This window comes from Azospirillum halopraeferens DSM 3675, assembly GCF_000429625.1.
Taxonomy (GTDB): domain Bacteria; phylum Pseudomonadota; class Alphaproteobacteria; order Azospirillales; family Azospirillaceae; genus Azospirillum; species Azospirillum halopraeferens.
Map to the genome: position 1 here is coordinate 417669 of NZ_AUCF01000001.1, position 17841 is coordinate 435509.

Here is a 17841-nt window from a genome sequence, read left to right on the forward strand (position 1 = left end):
GGGGCGGGTCACTCCGGGAAATGGCTGACGATCAGGAAGCCGACCGTGCCGGTCAGGATGACCGCGAACGACCAGCCGAACAGGGCCAGCGAAAAGGGCTGCATCAGCATGAAGGCACCCGCCCCGATCACCGCCATGGCGGCGTTCTCCCAGGGGCCGCGGCGCAGGATGCGCCGCCACGCCGGGCGGGTGTCGCGCGGCGCCGTCATCGCCGCACCGCGCCGAAGGTGATGCCGCGCAGCAGGTGTTTGCGCAGCAGCACGGTGAAGACGACGATCGGGATCAGGAACAGGGTGGTGGCGGCGGCCACCGCCGGCCAATCCTGCCCGCCCTCGCCGATGATGAAGGGGATGAAGGGCGGCATGGTCTGCGCCTCGCCCGACGTCAGCAGCACGGCGAAGGCGTATTCGTTCCAGGCGAAGATCAGGCAGAAGATGGCGGTGGCGGCGATGCCGGTGGCGGCCTGCGGCAGCACCACCTTGCGGAAGGCGGCCAGGCGCGAATAGCCGTCGATCAGCGCCGCCTCCTCGTACTCCCGCGGGATCTCGTCGATGAAGCCCTTGAGCAGCCACACCGCCAGGGACACGTTGACCGCCGTGTACAGCAGGATCATGCCCAGATGCGTGTCGGTCAGCCCCAGTTCCCGGTACATCAGGTAGATGGGAATGGCGACCGCGATGGGCGGCATCATGCGCGTGGACAGGATGAAGAACATCAGGTCGTCCTTCAGCGGCACCCGGAAGCGGGAGAAGGCGTAGGCCGCCAGCGTGCCGAGGAACACCGCCAGGAAGGTGGAGCCGAAGCCGACGATCAGGGAGTTGACGAAGCGCTCCCCCACCTTGGACGGGCCGGCGATCACCATGTTGCGCGAGCGCACCAGCCGTTCGACCCAGGAGTCGGGCGGCGGCAGGCCGGCGATGTACTCCTCGGTCTGGCGCGAGCGGGTGGTGAACAGGTTCACGTAGCCCTCCAGGGACGGCTCCGCGAAGACCTTCGGCGGGTAGGCGATGGCGTCCGACGGCGTCTTGAAGCCGGTCTGGACGATCCACAGCAGCGGCGCGATGGTGACCACGGCGTACAGGATCACCGCCAGGGCGGCCAGCCGGGTTCCCCACGTGCCGGGGGCGGAGGCGGGGGCGCTCATCGTTGCCTCACGGCGTTCAGCGCCTTGACGTAGATGTTGGCCAGGCCGAAGACGGTGACGAAGAGGATGACCGCGAAGGCGGAGGAGTAGCCGGTCCGCCACTTCTCGAACGCCTCGCGCTTCAGCGTGATCGACGCCACCTCGGTGGTGGAGCCGGGGCCGCCGGAGGTCAGCAGGTTGACCATGTCGAACATCCGGAAGTTCTCGATGCCGCGGAACAGCACCGCCAGCATCAGGAAGGGGAGCACCATGGGCAGGGTGATCGACCAGAACCGGCGCAGCGGTCCGGCGCGGTCGACCTCCGCCGCCTCGTAGATGTCGTCGGGGATGGAGCGCAGGCCGGCCAGGCAGATCAGCATCACGTACGGCGTCCACATCCAGGTGTCGACCAGCACGATCGCCCACGGCGCCAGCCGGACGTCCCCGATCATCTGGAAGGATCCGGGGTCGATGCCCGTAACGAAGGCGACGACGTGATTGAACAGTCCGGTCTGCGGCTGGAACAGGAAGGTCCAGAAGTTGCCCACCACCGCCGGAGACAGCATCATCGGCAGCAGGATCAGCGTGGTCCAGAAGCCGTGGCCGCGGAAACGCCGGTTGATCAGCAGCGCCAGCCCGAAGCCCAGCAGCACCTGCAGCGTGATCGACCACACCACGAAGTGCGCGGTCGCCTGCATGGCGTACCAGACGTCCGGGTCGCCGAGGATGCGGGTGTAGTTGTCCAGCCCCAGCCAGCGCAGCGGCGCGTCGGGCCGGTTGGCGCGGTAGTTGGTGAAGGACAGCCGCACCGTCCAGATCAGCGGGAAGACGTTGATGGCCAGCAGCAGCAGCACCGTGGGGGTGATGAACAGCCAGGCGATGGCCCGGTCGGACAGGCCGCGCACCCGGGCCGCCAGGGCAGGCGGGGTGGCGGCGCCGGCGCGTGCCGCCAGCGTGTGAAGCGTCGAGGTTTCGGTCATGACCGTTCCGTGGTGCCGGGTCGGGGTGCCGGATCAGGGGGGCCGCCCCCGGCGCGCATGGCCGGGGGCGGGAACGGCATCACAGCTTGCCGTCGTCCTCGAACACCACGGTCCAGTCCTTGATCAGCAGGTCCAGGGCCTCCTTCGCCGTGCCCTTGTCCGCCACCACGTAGTCGTGCATGCGCTTCTGCATGTCGAGCAGCAGCGAAGCGTAGGACGGCTCCGCCCAGAAATCGACGACCATGCTCATGGATTGCAGGAAGTCGGCGGCGAAGGGGGCGCTCGCCGGGAAGTCCGGATCGTTCAGGACGGCCGTGTGGCAGGAATAGCCGCCCAGCGCCCACCACTTCTTCTGCACGTCGGGCTGGGCGAACCACTTGATGTACTGCAACGCCTCATCGCGGTTGTCGGAGTAGGCGACGACCGAGATGCCCTGCCCGCCGAGCTGTGTTCCCCTGGCCGTCTCCATCGGGTTGACGAAGAAGCCGATGCGGTCGCCGCCGACGTTGGGGTCCTTGTGGAGACCGGGGAAGAAGGCGAAGAAGTTCATCTGCATCGCCACCTGCCCCGACTTGAAGGCGTCCAGCCCCTCCTGCATGTAGGCGTTGGTCATGCCGGGCGCGGTGCAGCACTTGTAGAGGTCCTTGTAGGCCTCCAGCCCCTTCACGGCGTCGGGGGAGTTGACGAAGCCGTCCATGGCGTAGGGCTTGTCGGGATCCTGGTACTTGAAGCCGTGGGCGTAGAGGGCGTTGGTCACCCCCATGGTGATGCCCTCCGACCCGCGCTCGGTGTAGATGTAGGCGCCGTAGACCCGCTTCCCGTCGATCTCGCGCCCCTGGAAGAACGAGGCCACCTCCTTCAGTTCGGTCCAGGTCTTCGGCGGCTCCAGGTCGCGGCCGTGCTTGTCGCGGAACGCCGCGCGGATCTCCGGCCGGGAGAACCAGTCCTTGCGGTAGGTCCAGCCGATGGCGTCGCCCATGGCCGGCAGGGCCCAGTAGTTGGGCGTGTTCTTCGGCCATTGGGAATAGCCGACCACCGTCGCGGGCATGAAGTCATCCATGGAGATGCCTTCACGCTCGAAAAACTCGTTCAGCTTGACGTAGTGGCCGTTCTCGGCGGCACCGCCGATCCACTGGCTGTCACCGATGATCAGGTCGCACAGCTTGCCCTTGGAGTTCAGCTCGTTGAGGAAACGGTCGGCATAGCTGGTCCAGGGCACGAATTCGAACTTCATGCCGATGCCGGTCGCTGTCGTGAAGTCCTTCGACAACTGGACCAGCGCGTTGGCCGGATCCCACGCCGCCCAGCACAGGGTCAACGACTTCGATTGCGCCAGCGCCGGCTGGGCGGCACCCGCCGACAGCGCCAGAGCCGCCGCACCGCACATCCACGTCACCGCCTTGGCCATGGTCTCTCCTCCCGGTGAAGGCCGGCCGCCGCGCGGCCGCGCCGATGTTTAGTGATTTGCTTAGCTCTGAGGCTCCTACTAAACATACCGTCCGTCAAGCGCATATTTCGGATTGCTGACGGCCAAACCCATGCACACGACGCATTGCCAAGGCTCCGCGGCACGGACAGACTCCGGGCAGGGGCCGCACAGGGCATTGTTTTGACTACTGATTAGTGTTTAGCGTCGGCGGCACGCCGCCGCCGCCGCGGGAGCTTCCCGGCACCGGCCTGTTGTGGTGGGGGAACCGACAACCCGCGCGGAGGACAGCATGACCGAGGACCGCAAGAAGGACGACGCCCCGAAGGACGCCCGCAAGGACGATCCGTCCGGCAGCCGGCGCGACGAGGCGCCTCCCGGAACGCCCGGCACGGGAGAGAACATCGACCCCAAGACAGGGGAACGCTTCAACGAGGGGATCGGCGGCGCGTGACGCTCCCTCTCCCGCCGCCGGCGTCACGGCGCCGGGCGGCGGGGGAAGGGTCCGCACTCAATGGCGCACGTACTCGGTGTGGACGATGTCGTCCTCCCGGCCGACGACGCGCAACGCGAACAGCTTGGTGCCGCCGGGACCATTGCGGACATTGATGATGTCCCCCACCCCGAGCACACGCTCGCTGTCGAGGAGATCACCGTGCGGGGCCTCCCCGTCGTCCTCGGCGGCCACCACGCTCCAGATGGTGCCCATCGGCGTCGCCGCGTCCTTTCGCAGACCCGGCACCGGGAACGGTTTGACGCCTCGCACGCGGCGAAACAGACCCATTGATCAACACTCCCGGCGTGCATTCAGAAGGCGTGGCGGCCGCCCGCACCCATGGGCAGGCGACTCATCAAACCGATGGGCAGAAGGAACAGGGCCAGGTTGGTCCAGGAAAAGCGGCGCTCGTCCTTGCCGGCCGCGGCATGCTCCGCCATCCAGCCACCGCTGACGCCGTGACCCGGCAGGGGATGCCGGATGGCCCCGTCGGTGTGGGGGGCGGACCGGTTCTCGAACATGTTGCGTTCGTAGAACCGCGCGAGCGCCCATTCGCTGACGCCCGGCGCCATGGCCTGCTGGATCTCCGCCACCCGTCCGGGAGCGCCCACGAAGACCTCCCGCCGCGGCCGTTCGGCCAGGTCGACGATGGCGGCGGCCACCGTCTCCGGCGCCGACACCGGCCCCGGCGGACGGATGGCCCGGCCGGTGAAGTTGGCCCCGTGCTGCCAGAGCGGCGTATCGACGGTGCCGGGCATGACGGTGCAGACGTGGATTCCCGGCTCATCCACCAGTTCCTGCCGCAGCGTCTCGGAAAAGCCGCGCACGGCGAACTTGCTGGCCACGTAGGCGGTGGCGTAGCGCTGGCCGACGGTGGACACAACGGAGGCGTTGTTGATGATGACGCCCTCCCCGCGCTCCAGGAAATGCGGCAGCACGGCCCGGCACCCGTGAACGGTGCCGAGGAAGTTGGTGGCGATCACCCCGGCGAACACGTCGTCGGGCACCTCCTCGAAACGGCCGAAGGCGATGACGCCGGCGTTGTTCACCCAGACGTCGATGCCGCCGTACGCGTCGATGGCCCGCCGGGCCAGATGATGGATCTGCGCCTGGTCGGTGACGTCGGCCGGCACCACCATGGCGCGGCCGCCCGCGTCCAGGCACTCCCGCGCCACCTCGTGCAGCGCCTCGTCGCTGCGCGCCGACAGCACGACCGCAGCGCCGCGGCGCGCAAAGTCGATTGCGGTCGCGCGGCCGATGCCGCTGGACGCACCCGTCACCACCACCACCTTGTCGAGAGCCCGCATCGCCATGGCCGGCCTTGCCCCTATCGTTAGAACACGCGGCGTTCAATCGTTCCGCCCCATCAACAGCGCGGACCTGCCAAAGGTCCCGCTGCAAAGCCTGGATAGGACCCGGCAATGGCGCTAACATCGCGCCCGAACGGACCTGAGCGAGGGGAGCATCGGATTGGCTGCCAGGGAATTGGACGTGCGCGGCCTTTTCTGTCCGCTGCCCATCCTGCGGACGCGCGCGCTGCTCGACACCATGAGCGCCGGCGAAGAGGTGATCGTCTACGCCACCGATCCAGCGTCGATCATCGACTTCAAGCACTTCTGCAACACGACGGCGAATGAGATGATCGCCTGTGAAACGCGTGCCGATGTCTTCGTCTACCACATCCGCCGCGGTGCCTAGAGGTTCGGAGGAACCACCCATGAGCACGCCGTCCGACTCCGCCCTGTCCCCCGCCACCCCGCCGCCGCTGCGCCCGGGGGCGCTGGTGCATGGACCGGGGTCGCACGCCGTCGATGCGCTGCTGGAGCGGTTCGCCTTCGCCCTGAAGCGCCGCGGCTTCCGGGTCGGCGGCGTCATCCAGCGCAACTTCGGCGGCGGCGAGCACTGTGCGGAGCAGATGGAGCTGGTGGACGTCGCCACCGAGCGCCGCTTCGGCATTTCCCAGAATCTCGGCCGCGGGTCGCAGTCCTGCCGCGTCGATCCCACCGGCGTGGCCGACGCCAGCCAGGCGCTGCGCCGCGCCGTGGAGGAGCGGGCCGACCTGATCGTCGTCAACAAGTTCGCCGGCCTGGAAGCCCACGGCGGCGGCCTCGCCCACGAGATGCTGACCGCGATCGCCGAGGGCATCCCGCTGCTGACCAGCGTCGGCAGCCGGTTCCTGAACGAATGGAACGCCTTCACCGGCGGTTACGGCGACCTGCTGTCGCCCGACGACGAGGCGGTGTGGCGCTGGTGGGGGCCGCACCGCCTCTACGAGGACCTGGTCCTGGGCGTCGAGGACGCCGAGGTGACCCGCGTCGTGGTGGGGCCGAAGTGGATCCTGCTGGAAACGGCGGAGGGGCGCATGGGCCTGACCGCCCGGCCGGCCGCCGCGACGGGGGAGCCGCCGCCGCCCGAGCATTGGGCGGGCTCCAGCCTCGCCCTGCTGGCGGCGCAGGCCGCCCGCTCCTGGGACCCGCTGGAGGCGGCGGTCGGCATGGCCGCGGTGAACGCCCACTACAACCGTCCCGACCTGGAGGGCGAGGCCACCAACGGTCTTGACCGGTTCGCCGGCGGGGACGGGCGGGTGGTGGTGGTCGGCGGCTTCCCGCAGATCGAACAGCGGCTGCCCGGCGCCCTGGTGGTGGACATGGCCCCGAAGCCCGGCCAGTACCCCGAGGCGGCTTCGGAGTGGCTGCTGCCAGGCGCCGACGGTGCCGTTGTCACGGCGTCGACCCTGGCCAATCGCACCCTGCCCCGCCTCCTGACCGCCGCGCGCGGGGTGCCGGTGGCCCTGGTCGGGCCGGGCACCCCCATGACGGAGCGGCTGTTCGATTACGGCATCCACACGCTGTCGGGTTTCGTGGCGTCGGACAGCGGCGACGTTTGCCGGGTCATCCTGGCCGGCGGCTCGTCCAGGCAATTCCACGTCCACGGCCGCTTCGTCACCCGCCACCGCCCCGCCGGCCACGGCCGGGGTTGAACGAGACCAAGCAAGAGGGAGCAGACATGGACGACAAGACGCGCACGGAGCTGGAGGCCGCCGCTTTCCGCGGGCTGGTGGCGCACCTGCAGAAGCGCACGGACGTGCAGAACATCGACCTGATGAACCTCGCCGGCTTCTGCCGCAACTGCCTGTCCAAATGGTACCTCGCCGCCGCCAAGGAGCGCGGCGTGGCCCTGACCGACGAGGAGGCGCGCACCGCCGTCTACGGCATGCCCTACGGCGAGTGGAAGACGCTGCACCAGAAGGAAGCCTCGGCCGAGCAGCAGCGCCTGTTCGAGGAAACCAAACCGCTGCACGCGGAGATCAGCGGGCACAACAAGTAGCATCCGCCGGGGCAGCCCCTCTCTTCTTCGGGAGAGGGACTGTCCGGTTGGGACTGTATCCAGCTCACCCGCACCTCAGCGGGCATTCAGCCTACTGCCGGCAAATCTGACACGGATTGCGCGGATTTCTGCGCGGATGACACGGATGTCGTGCCCATTTGCTGCCACGGGCCGCACCTCGGGCCAATCGGCTGCCCGGCGGGGAACGGGCTCTTTCCGCACAGCCAGCGGCAGGTCACGGCGTTCCGATTACACCCGCGGCCCCCGCTCCGGTGGGAAGCGGGCGAGGACGCGGGTGCTGAGGCCGTCGCGGACCTGGCGGTAGGCTGCCAGCATGGCGTCGCGGCTGCCGTCGACCAGGGTCGGGTCGAAGGTGTTCCAGAACTCCACGTCGCACGCCATGGTGCGCGTCATCTCAATGGCGCGGTGGTGGGCCTCCGGCGACAGGGAGATGATCAGATCGAAGGAGGTGTCCTCCAACTCCTCGAACGTCTTGCAGACGTGGCGAGAGATGTCGATCCCCAGTTCCTCCATCACCGCGACGGCGAAGGGGTCGACGGCGTCGCTTTCGCGCACGCCCACCGAATCGACGAAGATCCGGTGTCCGTGATAGTGCCGCAGGATGCCGGCCGCCATGGGCGAGCGGATCATGTTGTACGTGCAGGCGAACAGGACGCTGGAAACCGGCAGTGTCGGTACGGGGGCCATGCGCGGTCCCACCCCGGCCGCGTCAGCCGCGGATGTGCAGGACGCAGATCAGCGTAAACAGCCGACGCGCCGTCTGCAGGTCCATGTCGATCTTGCCGCGCACCCTCTCCCGCAGCAGCTCCGATCCTTCGTTGTGCAGCCCGCGGCGCCCCATGTCGATCGCTTCGATCTGCGACGGCGTGGCCCTCTTGATGGCGTTGTAATAGCTCTCGCAGATGAGGAAATAGTCGCGCACGATCGACCGGAAGGCCGACAGGGGCACCATCACCTTGCCCAGCGCGGTGTCGTCCTCCCGCCGCACGTCCAGGATCAGGCGGTTGTCCTCGATCGCCAGATGCAGGTGGTAGGGCCCGTCGTCGGGGTGTTCGCAGGGATGGAACTCGTTCTCTTCCAGCAGGTCGAAGATGGCCACGGCGCGCTCGTGCTCCACCTCCGGCTTGCGCCGGACGACGGACTTTTCGTCCAGGGTGACGTGGACGATGCGTCGGTTCGTTCGCTGGTTCACGGCGCCTCCCCGGTGCCGCCGGGGCCGAGGCGCAGCGCCACCGACCGGGCGTGGGCGTCCAGCCCCTCGGCCTGCGCCAGGGTCACGGCGGCCGGGCCGATGGCCCGCAGCGACCGCGCGTCGCAGCCCACGAAGGTCGTGCGCTTCATGTAGTCCAGCACGTTGAGGCCGGAGGAGAATCGTGCGCTGCGCGCCGTCGGAAGCACGTGGTTGGGGCCGGCCACATAGTCGCCCACCGCCTCCGGCGTGTACCGGCCGAGGAAGATGGCGCCAGCGTTGCGCACGCGGGCCATCAGGGCGTCGGGGTCGGCGACCGCCAGTTCCAGATGCTCGGGCGCCAGCCGGTCGACCAGGGCGGGCGAATCGCGCAGCAGATCCTCGACCAGGATGATGGCGCCGTGCTCCCGCCAGCTCTCGCCGGCGATGGCGGCGCGCGGCAGACGGGTCAGGTGATCCTCCACCGCCCGCTCCACCGCGTCGGCGAAGGCGGGGTCGTCGGCGATCAGGATCGACTGGGCCACGCGGTCGTGCTCGGCCTGGCTCAACAGGTCCATGGCGATCCAGGACGGATCGTTGTCCCGGTCGGCGACCACCAGGATCTCCGACGGGCCGGCGATGCTGTCGATGCCCACCACGCCGTAGACCTGCCGCTTGGCCGCGGCGACATAGGCGTTGCCGGGACCGACGATCTTGTCCACCGGCGCGATGGTGGCCGTGCCGTAGGCCAGCGCCCCGACCGCCTGGGCGCCGCCGATGCGGTAGATCTCGGTGATGCCGCACCGGCGCGCCGCCGCCAGCACCAGCGGGTTGATGCGGCCGTCCGGCGTGGGCACCACCATGACGATGCGCTCCACCCCCGCCACCATGGCCGGCAGCGCGTTCATCAGCACCGACGAGGGGTAGGCGGCCGTACCGCCGGGCACATAGAGACCGACGGAACCGACCGGCGTCCACCGCGCGCCCAGCCGCACGCCCTGCGCGTCGTGATAGTCGGTGACGGCCGGCACCTGAAGCCGGTGGAACGCCTCGATCCGCTCCGCCGCGGTGTCGAGGGCGCTCAACAGGTCGGCGTCGCAGGCGGCGACCGCCAGGTCGATCTCCTCCACCGGGATGCGCAGCGTCTGCGCCGTCAGGGTCAGGCGGTCGAAACGGGCCGTGAAGTCGATCACCGCCTCGTCGCCGCGGGTCCGCACCGCCTCCAGGATGGCGTGCACCGCCGCCTGCACGTCCTCGCTGGTCTCCCGCTTGGCGTGCAGGAGGGCGTCGAACGCCTCCTCGAATCCGGCGTCGGTGCGATCAAGCCTGAGCGGCATGGACGGCTCCACGGAAGCGTTCGATCCAGTCGGAAATCTCTTCGGGGCGGGTCTTGAAGGCTGCGCGGTTGACGATGAGGCGCGAGGTCACGTCGGCGATGTGCTCCACCTCCACCAGTCCGTTGGCCTTCAGCGTCGATCCGGTGGAAACCAGGTCGACGATGCGCCGGCACAGCCCCAGGGTGGGCGCCAGTTCCATGGCGCCGTTCAGCTTCACGCACTCCGCCTGGACGCCGCGCGCCGCGAAGTGGCGGCGGGTGACCTCCGGGTACTTGGTGGCGACGCGCACATGGCTCCAGCGCGTGGGATCGTCGGTTTCCAGCATGGCCGCCGGCTCCGCCACCGACAGGCGGCAGGCGCCGATTCCCAGGTCCAGCGGCGCGTAGATCTCGGGATAGTCGAACTCCATCAGCACGTCGTTGCCGGCCACCCCCAGGTGGGCCGCACCGAAGGCGACGAAGGTGGCGACGTCGAAGGAGCGCACCCGGATGATGCTGAGGTTGGGCACGTTGGTGGCGAAGCGCAGGAGCCGGCTGTGCTCGTTGTCGAAGTCCGCCTCCGGCTCGATGCCGGCGTGCGAGAGCAGCGGCCGCAGCTCCTTCAGGATCCGGCCCTTCGGCAGGGCCAGGACGAGCGCGTCGTCGGTCTGGGTATCGGCGGGCAAGGAACGACTCTCCGGGCTGGTGCCGGGGGCGGGCGCGGCGGGGCCGGCCCGCTCCCCGTGCCGATAGATACCACATTCCGCGCCCGCGTCACGGCTTTCAACCGCCGGCAACGCAGCTATTCACCGCCATCCCGCGCCGCCGCGCCCGATCGCGCCGGCGTCACTCCCGCCGCTTGCCGCCCACCCCGGCCGAACCGGCCGACGGCGGCGCGCCCTGGTCGGACTCCATGGCGCCGCGGGCGGCCTCGGCGGGGGCCGGCGCGGCCGGATCGATGGCGCCGCCGTCGGCGGGCCTCCGCGCCCCCGTGCGCTGCAAACGCGCACGCGCTTCCTCGATTGCCCGGGGATCGTCCTTGGGGTCGCTCATGGCCGTGCTCCCTTCCGCATCCGTACCGGGGCAACATGCCGGGGTCCGGTCCGGTTCCGGCCGCCGTCCCGCCGTCGGCCGGCACAGGAACGATCCCGGCGCGACCATGGTTGACGACGACAGACCCCCCGTCACGAGGAGACGTTTCCGTGGCCAAGCACAAGCACAAGGGATTCAAGATTCCCAAGAAGATCGCCGGCTACAAGGTGCCCAAGCGGCTGCGCAAGTCCAAGGCGTTGAGCGGGATGCTCGCCTCCCCGACCGGCCGCCAGGTGATGTCCGACGTGCTGTTCGCGGTCGCCGGCGCCCTGGTCACCAACGAGCGGGCGCGCAGCGCCGTCGGGCATGCCGGCGCCGATGCCGCGGGCGTCGCCCGCGGCGTTGTCGACTCCGTGGGCAACGCCTTGTCGGAGGGAGTCCGTCAGGTTCTTCCCGAACGGGGCGGCGGCGACGGACGGCCGCAGCGCGGTCGCGACCGCGACCGGCGCGCTTCGTCCCATTGACGGCCAACCGACAGGATCTCCCCGCCATGGCGCACGAGAGCATGAAGTCCCCGGTCTCGCCGAAACCGCTGCGGACGGAAGACCGCGGCATCGACGAGACGCGCGCCCGCCACGACGCCGACCGGGCGGACACGGCCGACTCCACCACCGGCGCCGAGCGCCGCCTCAAGGCGGAGCGCGAGGGGCGCCACATCAGGGCTACCGATGCGTCGGGCAAGCCCTACGGGCACGATGACGATCCGGATGTCCACGAGGACGGCGTCAGCCGCACCGGCGGCCCCGGCAACGTGCCGTAGGGCCGGCGTTGCGCGCCGCCCCGGTCATTCCGCGGCCGGGGGCGGCGACGGCGCCGCGACCACGGGAGCGGCGAGCTGGGCATCGACCACGGCGACTGCGGTCATGTTCAGCAGGCCGCGCACCGTCACGGACGGCGTCACGATGTGCACGGGACGCGCCGCGCCCAGCAGCATCGGCCCGACGTTCTGGGCGTCGCCCAGCACCTTCAGCATGTTGAAGGCGATGTTGGCGGCGTCCAGGGTCGGCATCACCAGCAGGTTGGCCTCGCCCTTCAGACGGGAGTCGGGCAGCACGCGGCCGCGGATCGCCTCCGACAGGGCGGCGTCGGCGTGCATCTCGCCGTCCACCTCCAGTTCGTTCATCTCGGCGGAGATGAGCTGGTAAGCCTGGCGCATCTTGCGCGCCGACGGCGTGTCGGCGCTGCCGAAGTTGGAGTGGGAGAGCAGCGCCACCTTGGGCTCGATGCCGAAGCGACGCACCTCCTCCGCCGCCAGCCGCGCGATCTCCGCCACCTGCCCCGCCGTCGGCTCGGGGTTCACGTAGGTGTCGCAGATGAAGTAGGTGCCGTTCTGCAGGATCAGCAGGTTCATGGCGGCGGCGGTGTTGACGCCCTTGCGCAGGCCGATCACGTCCATGACGTGGCTGTAGTATTCCCCGTACCGGCCGGACGTGCCGCAGATCAGCGCGTCCGCTTCGCCGCGGCGAACCATCAGCGCCCCGAACACGGTGGGCTGCGTGCGCACCACGTTCATGGCGTGGGTCGGCGAGACGCCGCGGCGGGCCATGATCTTGCGGTAGATCTCCGAGTAGGTGTGCGAGCGGACGTCGCGGATCATCTCGATGATCTCGACGCTTTCACCGTGCTTCAGGCGCAGGCCCAGCTCCACGATCTTGCGCTCGATGATCTCGCGCCGGCCGAGCAGGACCGGAAAGGCGATGCCGTCGTCGACAGCAAGCTGGGCGGCGCGCAGCACGCGCTCGTCCTCGCCCTCGGCGTAGACCACGCGCTTGGGGTCCTCCATGGCGCGCTGCATCACCGGCTTCATCACCAGGCCGGAGCGGAAGGCGTACATGCCCAGCTCGTCCCGGTAGGCGCGGAAATCGGCGATGGGGCGCATGGCCACGCCGCTGTCCATGGCGGCGCGGGCCACCGCCGAGGGCACCTCGATGATGAGGCGGGGGTCGAAGGGCTTGGGCAGGATGTAGTCGGAGCCGAAGCGCAACTCCTCCCCCCGGTAGGCGGCGGCCACCACGTCCGACGCCTCGGCGCGGGCCAGGTTGGCCACCGCGTGGGTGGCGGCCACCTTCATCTCCTCCGTCACCGTGGTGGCGCCCACGTCCAGGGCGCCGCGGAAGATGAAGGGGAAGACCAGGACGTTGTTGACCTGGTTGGGGAAGTCGGATCGGCCGGTGGCGATGATGGCGTCGGGACGCACCTCGCGTGCCAGGTCCGGCATGATCTCCGGTTCGGGATTGGCCAGGGCCATGATGATGGGGCGCGTTCCCATGCGCTTCACCATCTCGGGCTTCAGCACCTTCGGACCCGACAGGCCGAGGAACAGGTCGGCGTCGTCGATCACGTCGCCCAGCGTGCGCGCCTCGGTGTCCTTGGCGTAGGCATCCTTGTAGGGGTTCATGTCCTCGGTCCGGCCCTTGTAGACCAGGCCGTGCTTGTCGACGAGCCAGACGTTCTCGCGCCGCACACCCAGCGCCACCATCAGGTCCAGGCAGGCGATGCCGGCCGCCCCGCCGCCGGTGGAGACAACCTTGATGTCCTCCGCCCGCTTGTTGACCAGCTTCAGGCCGTTCAGCATGGCCGCACCGACGACGATGGCGGTGCCGTGCTGGTCGTCGTGGAAGACCGGGATCTTCATGCGGTCGCGCAGGCGGCGCTCCACCTCGAAGCAGGCGGGGGCGGCGATGTCCTCCAGGTTGATGGCGCCGAAGGTCGGCTCCAGGCGGGCGATGGTGTCCACCAGGGCATCGACGTCGGTTTCGTTCAGTTCCAGGTCGAACACGTCGATCCCCGCGAACTTCTTGAACAGGACCGCCTTGCCTTCCATCACCGGCTTGGCGGCCAGCGGGCCGATGTTGCCGAGACCGAGCACGGCGGTGCCGTTGGTCACCACCGCCACCAGGTTGGCACGGGTCGTCAGTTCGGCCGCCTGGGAGGGGTCGGCGTGAATCGCCATGCACGCGGCCGCCACGCCCGGGGAATAGGCCAGCGCCAGATCGCGCTGGTTGGCCATCGGCTTGGTCGCCACGATGGCGAGCTTCCCCGCCTTCGGGCGCCGATGGTATTCGAGCGCGAGCGTGTCGAGATCCCCGGACATGGACGTTCTCCCTGTGATTTAACCCGATTCCGGTTATTCTCCCGGTCGAGCATGAACTGACATTCGGCTTATACCGCAAAGCTCCCGGTGGGGCAAAGCGCCCCCGTGCATGGCTCCCCACCGGCGGGGTGTCTCCCGGCCACACACCTGGTCGACACAATACCGGCACCCTGCGGACCTGTGAAAGGGAAAGCGGGTGCCGCTCCGGGCGCCGTTACATGGGGCCCATCACGCCGGCGATCGCCGCTTCGATGCCGGCAACGGACCGGTCGACCTCCTGACCGATGAGGTCCATCTTCCGGATCTGGACGATGCGCGGCTCAGCCGCCCGCAGCTCTGCGGGGGTGAGCAGGGTGCCGAACAGGCCCGCGATGTTGACCAGCCCGACCAGCACCACGTCGCGGGGATCGGGGATATCGTCGCCCAGCAGCAGGTCGCGCAGGCGCGCCCGCACCTCGCGCCGTTCGCGGCCGTCGACGATGGGATAGCGGCGGTCGCGGAAGATCCACAGGATGCGGCCCTCCTCGCGCCGGATGATGCCGCGCTGGATCAGCCGGTCCAGCGCGGCGGCCCGCAGCTCCGGCCCCTGCCCGGCCACCTCGAAGGTCCAGTCGAGCGGCGTGCCGGTGCCCAGTTCGGCCAGGCGGGCGAGGACGCCGTCCAGCAGCGGCTCGCCGGTCGGCTGCGGGTTGACCACGCTGATCCGCTTCAGGTCGCTGTCGACGCGGCCGGCCAGGGCCAGTTCCATCAGCACGGCGCCGGCGGCCAACTGGTCGTAGACGCTGCGCGCCAGCGGCCGCAGGGCGCCGCCGTCCTCGTCGATGCACAGCAGCATCACCTCTTCCAGCAGCGTCGGCAGGGAGCCGATGGGTGCCGCCGGAGCGGTGGCCGGCGCCGCCGGCGCCGCCCGGTCATCCCCGGTTGCCAGGGCGGCGACGGCGGCATCCGCGTCCGCGTGGATGGGGAACAGGGTGGAGAAGCCGCTGACGTCGAACACCTCGCGCACCTGCGGGTGCAGACCGGCCAGCGCGAAGGACGTTCCCGCCTGCTTGGCGCCGCGCCCGCCCTTCAGCACCACGCGCAACCCGGCGCTGCTGACGTAGTCGCTGCCCGCCAGATCCAGCACCAGCGCCCCGCCGGCCGGCATGGCGTCGGTGAGCGCCGCCTCCAGTTCCGGTCCGGTCAGGCCGTCGATGCGGCCCGACACGGCCACTACGGTTACCCCGGATCGCTCGTTTCGGGTGATGTCCATGCCCCTGCTCCCTCGCCTGATGGTGCGGCGCCTCTCGCCGACCGTCAGACTGGGCGGGATCACCCGACCGCGTCAATCCGCGCATGGGACCGGTGCACCGCCGCGCACAAGGGTCTGGCCAGCACGGAACGCGGCGGCTAAGGTCCCGCGCGCGCGTGTCCGCCGCCTGTTCCGGAGAAGTCGAGATGATCCCCCGCTACACCCGCCCCGAAATGGCCCGCATCTGGGAACCGGAGAACAAGTTCCGCATCTGGTTCGAGATCGAGGCGCACGCCTGCGACGCACAGGCGGCGCTCGGCATCATTCCCGCGCAGGCGGCCGAAGCGGTGTGGGCGCGCGGCAAATGGGAGATCGACCGCATCGACGCCATCGAGCGGGAGACCCGCCATGACGTCATCGCCTTCCTCACCAACCTGGCGGAGCATGTGGGGCCCGAAGCGCGCTTCGTCCACCAGGGCATGACCTCGTCCGACGTGCTGGACACCTGCCTGGCCATCCAGCTCAAGCAGGCGGCCGACCTGCTGATCGAGGATCTGGACGCCCTGCTCGCCGTGCTGAAGCGCCGGGCATACGAGCACAAGGACACGGTCACCATCGGCCGCAGTCACGGCATCCACGCCGAGCCCACGACCTTTGGCCTGAAGCTGGCCGGCCACTACGCCGCCTTCGACCGCGCCCGCGCCCGGCTGGTGCAGGCGCGCGACGAGATCGCCACCTGCGCCATCTCCGGCGCCGTCGGCACCTTCGCCAACATCGACCCCCATGTGGAAGCCCATGTGGCGGAGAAGCTGGGCCTGACGCCGGAGCCGGTCTCCACCCAGGTCATCCCGCGCGACCGCCACGCCTTCTATTTCTCGGTGCTGGGGGTCATCGCGTCGTCGGTGGAAAATCTGTCGGTCGAGGTGCGTCACCTCCAGCGCACCGAGGTGCGCGAGGCCGAGGAGTATTTCCATCCCGGACAGAAGGGCTCCTCCGCCATGCCGCACAAGCGCAACCCCGTGCTGTCGGAGAACCTGACGGGCCTCGCCCGCCTGGTGCGTTCCGCCGTGGTGCCGGCGATGGAGAACGTCGCCCTGTGGCACGAGCGCGACATTTCCCACTCCTCGGTGGAGCGGATGATCGGCCCCGACGCCACGGTCACCCTCGATTTCGCGCTGGTCCGTCTGACCGGCATGATGGACAAGCTGGTCGTCTATCCCGACCGTATGAAGAAGAACCTGGAAGACCTCGGTGGCCTCGTCTTCTCGCAGCGCGTCCTGCTGGCCCTGACTCAGGCGGGCATGAGCCGCGAGGACGCCTACCTGGCGGTCCAGCGCAACGCCATGAAGGTGTGGGCCGAAGGCGGGAACCTGCTGGACCACCTGCTGACCGACGACGAGGTGACGAAGCACATCGCCCGCGAGGAGCTGGCGCCGATGTTCAACCTCGCCTATCACACCAAGCACGTGGACACCATCTTCAAGCGCGTGTTCGGGGCGTAACGCCACGATCCCCTGACGCGTGAATCTTGCGCAATCCTTCAACTCGGCATATTGGTTTGTGCCGTAATGGTTTGTGCAACGATCCGCGTCCGGGGAGACACCACCGTGATGATGCACCATCTCCGCGCGCTGGCCGCGGGCCTGATCCTGGCCGGCGGCAGCGCCGGCGCCGCGGCGCAGACGCTGCCGCCCATCGACCTGCGCGAGGGGTTCGAGAACGGCAACCTCAACGTCGGCGTCCTGCAACCCTGCTACCGGCCCGAAAACGTCGAGTTGGACCAGCAGGAGACGGTGCGCATCGGCCGCTGGGCGGCCAGCCTGACGGTCAACCCGGCGCCCACGGATCTGCTTAAGGCGCGGCCGTCGTCGACGTGCATGGACCCCGCCGACCCCGACGCCCCGTTCGAGGACGACGGCACCGAGCGGGCGGAACTGTGGGAGCGCAAGGACGTGCGCCTGCCCTTCGGCACAGAGGCGTGGTACGGCTTCAGCATGTTCATCGGCGACACGGTGCCGGCGGAGAACAGCGGACGCCTCGTCATCGGCCAGTGGAAGCAGGGCGGCGGCAAAAGCCCCTTCGTCGCCCAGCGCTTCACCGACCGGAACTTCTCCGTCACCATCCAGCAGGACGCCGCGGACGGCAACGAGTGCCGCATCCTGCTGGCCTACCAGCAGGACCCGCCGCCGCAGGCGGAGAGCGTCAACAGCGTGACGGGCGATCCCTGCATGCAGGACGTCACCATCCAGCGCTTCGGTCACCTGCCCAACCCGTTCGGGTCCTGGACCGACATGGTCTACCGGATCAAGGCGTCACCGGAAGGTCAGGGCGTGGTCGAGGTGTGGGCCGGTGGCAAGCTCTACGCCCGCGCCACGGGCCGAATCGGCTACCGCACCGAGCCGACGACCCAGTACTTCAAGTTCGGTCCCTACCGGGACCAGGCGACCTTCTCCACCACCACCTATCTCGACGCGTTCGCCCGCGGCACCGCCTATGAGGTCGTGGCAATGGGCGGCGGCGATCGCGAAATCGTGGTGACCAGCAGCGATTGAGGCCCCCACCGAACGG

At 69.3% G+C, this 17841-nt stretch carries 21 protein-coding genes; 8 read left to right on the top strand and 13 right to left on the bottom strand.

Features of this window, described 5'->3' with window-relative positions:
- Window positions 1–8 precede the first annotated feature (8 nt).
- The 4 genes from G472_RS30755 to G472_RS0102015 form a co-directional block, all read right to left on the bottom strand.
- Window positions 9–209: a hypothetical protein gene (locus G472_RS30755; protein ID WP_035690672.1), complete on the bottom strand. Its 201-nt coding sequence runs from the start codon at window positions 207–209 to the stop codon at window positions 9–11.
- Entirely contained in the window at window positions 206–1144 is a 939-nt protein-coding gene (locus G472_RS0102005) for a carbohydrate ABC transporter permease (protein ID WP_029007027.1), read from the bottom strand. Before G472_RS0102005 ends, G472_RS30755 begins: the two co-directional genes overlap by 4 nt.
- Window positions 1141–2103, bottom strand: a complete 963-nt coding sequence (locus G472_RS0102010) for a carbohydrate ABC transporter permease (protein WP_035690673.1) — start codon at window positions 2101–2103, stop codon at window positions 1141–1143. The genes G472_RS0102005 and G472_RS0102010 overlap by 4 nt, the downstream gene beginning before the upstream one ends.
- 79 nt (window positions 2104–2182) lie before the next feature.
- Window positions 2183–3511, bottom strand: coding sequence for an ABC transporter substrate-binding protein (locus tag G472_RS0102015; protein WP_029007029.1), 1329 nt, complete (start codon window positions 3509–3511; stop codon window positions 2183–2185).
- A 310-nt stretch (window positions 3512–3821) separates the two neighbouring features.
- Here G472_RS0102015 and G472_RS39365 point away from each other — a divergent pair, with 310 nt between their 5' ends.
- Window positions 3822–3983 carry a hypothetical protein gene (locus G472_RS39365; protein WP_169732763.1) on the top strand — a complete coding sequence of 54 codons (162 nt, stop codon included), beginning with the start codon at window positions 3822–3824 and terminating at the stop codon, window positions 3981–3983.
- 57 nt (window positions 3984–4040) lie between these two features.
- Here G472_RS39365 and G472_RS0102025 read toward each other — a convergent pair whose 3' ends face one another.
- The gene (locus G472_RS0102025) at window positions 4041–4238 is read right to left on the bottom strand and encodes a hypothetical protein (RefSeq protein WP_156926957.1); all 198 of its coding nucleotides are present in this window, start codon (window positions 4236–4238) and stop codon (window positions 4041–4043) included.
- 98 nt (window positions 4239–4336) lie between these two features.
- The gene (locus G472_RS0102030) at window positions 4337–5338 is read right to left on the bottom strand and encodes an SDR family oxidoreductase (RefSeq protein WP_029007031.1); all 1002 of its coding nucleotides are present in this window, start codon (window positions 5336–5338) and stop codon (window positions 4337–4339) included.
- A 157-nt stretch (window positions 5339–5495) separates the two neighbouring features.
- Here G472_RS0102030 and G472_RS0102035 point away from each other — a divergent pair, with 157 nt between their 5' ends.
- The 3 genes from G472_RS0102035 to G472_RS0102045 are packed head-to-tail and all read left to right on the top strand — an operon-like array spanning window position 5496 to window position 7352.
- A complete protein-coding gene (locus G472_RS0102035; protein ID WP_084536374.1) occupies window positions 5496–5723 on the top strand; it encodes a sulfurtransferase TusA family protein in 228 nt (75 codons plus the stop codon).
- Window positions 5724–5742: 19 nt separating this feature from the next.
- Window positions 5743–7005 carry a DUF2478 domain-containing protein gene (locus tag G472_RS0102040; RefSeq protein ID WP_035690674.1) on the top strand — a complete coding sequence of 421 codons (1263 nt, stop codon included), beginning with the start codon at window positions 5743–5745 and terminating at the stop codon, window positions 7003–7005.
- A gap of 26 nt (window positions 7006–7031) precedes the next feature.
- Entirely contained in the window at window positions 7032–7352 is a 321-nt protein-coding gene (locus G472_RS0102045; RefSeq protein WP_029007034.1) for a DUF1244 domain-containing protein, read from the top strand.
- A gap of 249 nt (window positions 7353–7601) precedes the next feature.
- On the opposite strand, the gene G472_RS0102050 is transcribed toward G472_RS0102045, so the two are convergent.
- The 5 genes from G472_RS0102050 to G472_RS0102070 form a co-directional block, all read right to left on the bottom strand.
- Window positions 7602–8060, bottom strand: coding sequence for an arsenate-mycothiol transferase ArsC (locus G472_RS0102050; protein WP_029007035.1), 459 nt, complete (start codon window positions 8058–8060; stop codon window positions 7602–7604).
- Between the two features lie 22 nt (window positions 8061–8082).
- On the bottom strand, window positions 8083–8565 hold the full coding sequence (locus tag G472_RS0102055; RefSeq protein WP_029007036.1) for a UPF0262 family protein: 483 nt from the start codon (window positions 8563–8565) through the stop codon (window positions 8083–8085).
- A complete protein-coding gene (gene hisD, locus G472_RS0102060) occupies window positions 8562–9878 on the bottom strand; it encodes a histidinol dehydrogenase (protein ID WP_029007037.1) in 1317 nt (438 codons plus the stop codon). The genes G472_RS0102055 and hisD overlap by 4 nt, the downstream gene beginning before the upstream one ends.
- Window positions 9862–10542, bottom strand: coding sequence for an ATP phosphoribosyltransferase (hisG, locus tag G472_RS0102065; RefSeq protein ID WP_029007038.1), 681 nt, complete (start codon window positions 10540–10542; stop codon window positions 9862–9864). The genes hisD and hisG overlap by 17 nt, the downstream gene beginning before the upstream one ends.
- A gap of 160 nt (window positions 10543–10702) precedes the next feature.
- Window positions 10703–10909 carry a hypothetical protein gene (locus G472_RS0102070; RefSeq protein WP_029007039.1) on the bottom strand — a complete coding sequence of 69 codons (207 nt, stop codon included), beginning with the start codon at window positions 10907–10909 and terminating at the stop codon, window positions 10703–10705.
- A 149-nt stretch (window positions 10910–11058) separates the two neighbouring features.
- Between G472_RS0102070 and G472_RS30760 the strand changes: the two genes are divergently transcribed.
- Complete coding sequence (locus G472_RS30760) at window positions 11059–11412, top strand: hypothetical protein (protein ID WP_035690675.1); 354 nt, start codon at window positions 11059–11061, stop codon at window positions 11410–11412.
- 26 nt (window positions 11413–11438) lie between these two features.
- Entirely contained in the window at window positions 11439–11708 is a 270-nt protein-coding gene (locus tag G472_RS0102080; RefSeq protein WP_029007040.1) for a hypothetical protein, read from the top strand.
- Window positions 11709–11732: 24 nt separating this feature from the next.
- Here the strand turns inward: G472_RS0102080 and G472_RS0102085 are convergent, their stop codons facing one another.
- Complete coding sequence (locus tag G472_RS0102085; RefSeq protein ID WP_029007041.1) at window positions 11733–14042, bottom strand: NADP-dependent malic enzyme; 2310 nt, start codon at window positions 14040–14042, stop codon at window positions 11733–11735.
- Between the two features lie 214 nt (window positions 14043–14256).
- Window positions 14257–15294: an anti-sigma factor antagonist gene (locus G472_RS36675; RefSeq protein WP_051340172.1), complete on the bottom strand. Its 1038-nt coding sequence runs from the start codon at window positions 15292–15294 to the stop codon at window positions 14257–14259.
- A 185-nt stretch (window positions 15295–15479) separates the two neighbouring features.
- Here G472_RS36675 and purB point away from each other — a divergent pair, with 185 nt between their 5' ends.
- Window positions 15480–16775, top strand: coding sequence for an adenylosuccinate lyase (gene purB, locus G472_RS0102100; RefSeq protein WP_029007042.1), 1296 nt, complete (start codon window positions 15480–15482; stop codon window positions 16773–16775).
- 108 nt (window positions 16776–16883) lie between these two features.
- Window positions 16884–17825 (top strand): heparin lyase I family protein, encoded by a 942-nt coding sequence (locus G472_RS0102105; protein WP_029007043.1) that lies wholly within the window; start codon window positions 16884–16886, stop codon window positions 17823–17825.
- Window positions 17826–17841: the final 16 nt, after the last annotated feature.